Source organism: Streptomyces sp. P9(2023) (assembly GCF_032436795.1).
In the GTDB taxonomy this organism is placed as follows: Bacteria; Actinomycetota; Actinomycetes; order Streptomycetales; family Streptomycetaceae; genus Streptomyces.
In genome coordinates this window covers 1-274 of the sequence record NZ_JAUPWM010000451.1, presented here as the reverse complement: position 1 = coordinate 274, position 274 = coordinate 1, and the positions used below count along the sequence as shown (strand labels likewise).

General features: G+C 42.0%; 1 protein-coding gene. It reads right to left on the bottom strand.

Features of this window, described 5'->3' with window-relative positions; genetic code table 11:
* On the bottom strand, nucleotides 1-274 hold a 274-nt coding region (locus Q5762_RS38330), incomplete at both ends, for a hypothetical protein (RefSeq protein ID WP_315896936.1).

Genomic DNA, 274 nt, shown 5'->3' with positions numbered 1-274 from the left:
GGATTAACTGACCAATCAACACCTAGTTTCCAACTAGTGGCATCACCAATAGTCGAGTAATCAGCATGGCGCACAGCTGCATCAAACACTAGATTGTCAATTAAAAACAAATCCGCCAGTAATGGTACTGAGAACTCGGCATACACTTCTTTGACATTGAAAGAACCATCAATTTCACCTAAGGCATTAAAGAAGGTAGCGCCACTCTTTACAAAGGGATCTTCAACCGACTTACTGCTTTCTTTACGATATTCAACGCCGGCAGCAAAACCAA